The organism is Nocardioides sp., from assembly GCF_050699375.1.
In the GTDB taxonomy this organism is placed as follows: Bacteria; Actinomycetota; Actinomycetes; order Propionibacteriales; family Nocardioidaceae; genus Nocardioides.
Map to the genome: position 1 here is coordinate 1 of NZ_JBOHDN010000004.1, position 4,744 is coordinate 4,744.

General features: G+C 70.5%; 6 protein-coding genes. 1 reads left to right on the forward strand and 5 read right to left on the reverse strand.

Translation table 11 applies throughout. The features are described from left to right. Positions 1-97: 97 nt before the first annotated feature. The 3 genes from map to ACRDPS_RS00130 are packed head-to-tail and all read right to left on the reverse strand — an operon-like array spanning position 98 to position 2,629. Positions 98-865 (reverse strand): type I methionyl aminopeptidase, encoded by a 768-nt coding sequence (gene map, locus ACRDPS_RS00120; RefSeq protein WP_431499579.1) that lies wholly within the window; start codon positions 863-865, stop codon positions 98-100. Between the two features lie 37 nt (positions 866-902). Next, positions 903-2,189: an RNA polymerase sigma factor gene (locus ACRDPS_RS00125; RefSeq protein ID WP_431499580.1), complete on the reverse strand. Its 1,287-nt coding sequence runs from the start codon at positions 2,187-2,189 to the stop codon at positions 903-905. Then, the gene (locus ACRDPS_RS00130; protein WP_431499581.1) at positions 2,186-2,629 is read right to left on the reverse strand and encodes a YciI family protein; all 444 of its coding nucleotides are present in this window, start codon (positions 2,627-2,629) and stop codon (positions 2,186-2,188) included. Before ACRDPS_RS00130 ends, ACRDPS_RS00125 begins: the two co-directional genes overlap by 4 nt. Before the next feature lie 114 nt (positions 2,630-2,743). Here ACRDPS_RS00130 and ACRDPS_RS00135 point away from each other — a divergent pair, with 114 nt between their 5' ends. Continuing rightward, the gene (locus tag ACRDPS_RS00135; protein WP_431499582.1) at positions 2,744-3,517 is read left to right on the forward strand and encodes a GNAT family N-acetyltransferase; all 774 of its coding nucleotides are present in this window, start codon (positions 2,744-2,746) and stop codon (positions 3,515-3,517) included. 28 nt (positions 3,518-3,545) lie between these two features. Here the strand turns inward: ACRDPS_RS00135 and ACRDPS_RS00140 are convergent, their stop codons facing one another. Further along, the gene (locus ACRDPS_RS00140) at positions 3,546-4,265 is read right to left on the reverse strand and encodes a transporter substrate-binding domain-containing protein (protein ID WP_431499583.1); all 720 of its coding nucleotides are present in this window, start codon (positions 4,263-4,265) and stop codon (positions 3,546-3,548) included. Then, positions 4,258-4,744 (reverse strand): NAD(P)-dependent oxidoreductase (locus ACRDPS_RS00145; protein ID WP_431499584.1); only part of this gene is annotated, 487 nt, incomplete at its 5' end. The genes ACRDPS_RS00145 and ACRDPS_RS00140, both read right to left, overlap by 8 nt.

Consider the following 4,744-nt stretch of genomic DNA (forward strand, 5'->3'; position numbering starts at 1 on the left):
CTTCTGCAGGCCGAGAAGTCACTGGCGTGCCAACTCGGCCTGCAGAAGTGACTCTTCGGCCTGCGTACGTGACGCCTCGACCTGCAGAGGTGACTGCTCAGTCGCGAGCGGTGAGGATGAGCGGGCCGTCCTCGGTGATGGCGATGGTGTGCTCCATGTGGGCGCCGCGGGAGCCGTCGGCGCTACGGAGCGTCCAGCCGTCGGGGTCGGTGAAGATCTCGTCGGTGGTGTGCAGAAACCACGGCTCGATCGCGATGACCAGGCCCGGCTGCAGCTTGAAGCCGCGCCCGGGGCGACCGTCGTTGGCGATGTGCGGGTCGCCGTGCATGGTGCGCCCGACGCCGTGGCCGCCGAACTGGGTGTTGATCTTGAGGTCCTTGGCGCGCGCGACGCTGGCGATCGCGTGCGAGATGTCGCCGATCTTGTTGCCGACCCGGGCGGCGTCGATGCCGGCCGCGAGGGCCTGGGTGGTGGTCTCGATCAGGTCGAGGTCCTCCTGGCGCGGCGTGCCGACGACGACGGACAGAGCGGAGTCGGCGACCCAGTTGTCGACGCTGACCGCGAAGTCGACGCTGAGGAGGTCACCGTCGGCCAGCTTGTAGTCGAAGGGCAGGCCGTGCAGCACGCCGTCGTTGACCGACGTGCACAGCACCTTGCCGAACGGCATCGCGCCGAAGCTCGGGTGGTAGTCGATGTAGCACGACTCCGCGCCGCGGTCCTTGATCATCTTGTGCGCCAGCTCGTCGAGCTCGAGCAGGTTGACGCCGACGGCGGCATGCTCGCGGAGGGCGGTCAGGACATCGGCCACAAAACGGCCGGCAGGCTTCATCTGCTCGATCTGGGTCGGCGTGCGCAGTTCGATCACAGGCACAGCCTAGCCTGAGAATGGTTCTCAGTAGAACTCACCAGCGCGCATCGCGCAGAGCGGCCGCCTTCGAGGTCAGGAATCGCCGCTCGGCGAGGTTCGTGGCGCGTGCCGCGGCGAGATCGTACGCAGCGGCAGCACCGTCCAGGTCGCCGGCGAGCTCCAACAGATGAGCGCGCACGGCAGGCACCCGAGCGTGATCGGCGAAGCTGTCGTCCGAGTCGCGCAGCAGGCCGTCGACCAGCGCGAGCGCCGGACCCGGACCGTCGGCGTACCCGACGGCGACGGCCTTGTTGAGTGTCACGATGGGTCCGGGCGCGACCTTCTCCAGCAGCCCGTAGAGCGCGGTGATCTGCAGCCAGTCGGTCTCCTCCGCGGAGGCCGCGCGGTTGTGGAGCGCGGCGATGGCGGCCTGGATCTGATACGTCCCCGGCCGGCCGGTGCCGATCACGGTCTCGACCAGCGTGACCCCTTCGCGGGTGGACTCCGGCCGCCACAGGCTCCGGTCCTGATCGGCCAGCGGCACCACAGCGCCGTGCGCGTCGACCCGGGCCGGCCGGCGGGCGTCGAGCAGCAGCATCAGCGCCAGCAGCCCACCGAGCTCGCCGTGGCCGCTCCCCGTCATCCGGGCGAGCGCGCCGCGGGCGAGCCGAGCCAGCCGGATCGCCTCGGCACACAGGTCGACCCGCTGGAGGTGGTCACCTTCGGTCGCGACGTACCCCTCGTTGAAGAGCAGGTAGAGCACCTTCAGCATCGCCGGGATCCGTGCGGCGAGGTCGGCGGAACCGTCGATCCCGAGCGACCGTCCCTTGATCGTCGCCTTCGCCCGGGAGATCCGCTGCGCCATCGTCTTCTCCGGGACGAGGTAGGCGTTCGCGATCTCCCGGGTGGTGAGCCCGCCGACCGCGCGCAGGGTCAGCGCCACTGCCGAGGCGGGGGTGAGGCTGGGATGGCAGCAGAGCAGGAGTACGTCGAGGGAGTCGTCTGCCGCCGAAGCGGAGCCCGAAGCAAACGTATCGGCGTACGTCTCCTGCCGTTCGGGTTCGGCGAGATGGTCGGCGCGCTCGCGGTCGCGGCGGCGCGACTCGCTGCGCTTGGCGTCGACGAGGCGGTGCATCGCGGTGGTGACCAGCCAGCCGCGGGGGTTCTCCGGGATGCCGCGCTCGGGCCAGGTGCGCACCGCCTCGACCAGCGCCTCCTGCACCGCGTCCTCGGCATCGTAGAAGTCCCCGCAGCGACGGGTGACGATGGCGACGACCTGCGGCGTGAGGTCACGCAGCAGGTCACTGTCGGGAAGCAGCCCTTCCGCGGTCTCGTCGGTCACTCGATGTTCGCCTCTCCGAAGGCGATGGTGTCCTCGACCGCGGAGCCGTCGGTGCCGTGGTACATCCGTCGCACCTGGATGGCCTGCTGGGTCGGGCGACCACCGGCGCCCGGGACCGCCGAGTAGAGCCCGGCGATCTCCAGCGCCCTCTCCTCGGTCTCGGCGTCCACGATCATGTAGCCGGCGACCCACTCCTTGAACTCCTGGAACGGTCCGTCGGTCACGGTCTTGTCGGTGCCGTCGGAGGTCACCACGAACGCCTGGTCGGGCGGCGTCAACGCCTCGAGGTGGACGAGCTCGCCGGACTCGGTCAGCGCCTTGTTGAGCGCCTCGTAGTAGTTGGCGTGCCCCTGCAGCTCGTCCGCGGTCCAGCCGGCCATCCCGCCCGGAGTCTTGTCGGTGCCGCCGGTGTAGTCGAGGATCATCAGGTAGCGAGGCATGTCCTCACCTTTCCACTTCGGGCGCTCCTTGTAAGCGCCATTCACGAGGGGAACGGAGCCGGCTGCCGGATAACTACATGCTTCGGGGTACGACTTCGGCGTAGGTTTCTCGCCGTGCTGAAGGCCTATGACGAGCAGTTGCGAACCGATGCCGAGACTCCCGGAGCGGTGTCGGTGATCCGGCACGGCCCGCTGCGGCTGATCACCTTCGGCGGCGGGCGGGGCTTCGTCTCCTACCAGGACCTCGGCGGGGCCGACGAGGCCGGGGTCGAGGCTCTGGTCGCGGCGGCGGTGGCGCACTTCGACGCCGACCCGGCGATCGAGGAGGTCGAGTGGAAGACCCGCGGTCACGACCACGCCCCGGGGCTGCACGAGACGCTGCTGAGCCGCGGGTTCGTGGACGAGGAGCCGGAGTCGATCATGGTCGGCGAGGCCCGGCTCCTCGCCGTCGACGTCATGTTGCCCGACGGGGTCGGTCTGCGTGCCATCACCAGCGAGGAGGACGTACGCGCCGCCAGCATCGTGCAGGACAGCGTCTTCGGCTCACCGGCCTCGGAGGCTCGGGTCGAGAGCCAGCTGCGTGGGATCGCTGCGGGAGAGAGCGAGATGTGGGTCGCGGAGGCGGACGGCGAGATCGTCAGTGCCGGCCGGATCGACATGGTGCCGGGCACGGAGTTCGCCGGCATCTGGGGCGGCGCGACGCTGGAGAGGTGGCGCGGCCGTGGCATCTACCGTGCCCTCACCGCGGCTCGGGCCCGCACCGCCATGACCTTGGGCAAGCGCTACATCCACAGCGACTCCACCGAGTTCTCCAGGCCGATCCTCGAGCGCTCGGGGCTCGCGAAGGTGGGCACCACGACGCCCTACGTCCGGCGCCGCCCCCGGTGACCACAGCCGATCCGGCCCTCCGGTCCGGTCAGGGGGCCGGCGGGGCGATCGACGCGTCCTGACCCGATCGAGCCAGGGACTCGGCGATCGCGCCGCTCGACTTCATGTCCTCGACCAGGTCGTGCAGGAAGCTCACGGTGGCCGGCTGGTGATCACGCGCGATCGCCACGGCCTGGCGGATCTGCATGAATCGCGGCTCGACCAGCCGCAGGCCCGGATCGGCGGCGACATGCCGGGAGAGGGGCTGCCGGATGCCGGCGGCGGCCTCGAGCCCGAGCTCGCGAAAGACGTCGATGCCGTCGGTGCCGCGTACGACCTCGGCCTTCTCCAGCGTACGGGTCAGGAAGAGGTCGTAGGCCGAACCCTCCTTCACCCCCACCCGAACGCCGGGGCGGTCCACGTCGTCCGCGGTCCGGATGGGGGAGTCGGCGGCGACGGCGTAGACACCCTCGATGAGGACGTACGGCGCGGTGAACTCGACCTCGGCGGCCCGGGCGGGCTCGACGGCGAGGAAGGCGACGTCGGCGGCCCCGGTCCGCAGCGCCTCGAAGGACTTGCGGGCGGCGTCGAAGCACTGGAAGGAGACGGGTACGCCGAGCCGGCGCGCCAGCTCCCGGGCGATGTCCACGGTGACCCCGCTCGGAGCCTCGGGGGTGCCTTGGGCGAGGACGGGGTTGCCGAGGTTGATCGAGGCGCGCAGGGTTCCGGTGGGCGCCAGATCGGCGGCGTGCCGGCTCGGATCAGGCATCGGTGTCCTTCGGCAGGAGGGTGCGGATCGGGTCACCGGCCAGCCAGGCGGCGATGTCCTCGACGGCGCCGCAGTAGAAGCGGCGGTAGTTGTCCTCGGTGACGTAGCCGAGGTGCGGGGTCGCGACCACGTTCGGGAGGTGGCGCAGCACGTCGTCGGCGGGAAGCGGCTCGACGTCGAAGACGTCCAGGCCGGCGCCGGCGAGCGTGCCGGACCCGAGATGGGCGATCAGCGCCGCGGTGTCGACCAGTCCGGCGCGGGACGTGTTGACCAGGTGGGCGGTCGGCTTCATCGCCGCCAGGTCGGCATGTCCGACGATGCGACGCGTGGTCTCCGAGAGGACGAGATGGAGCGAGACGATGTCGCTGGTCTCGAACAGGGTGGCCTTGTCGACCGCACGCACCCCGGCCGGTTCGGCGCGCTCGGTCGTGAGGTGGGGGCTCCAGGCGATCACGTCCATCCCGAACGCCTGCGCGACG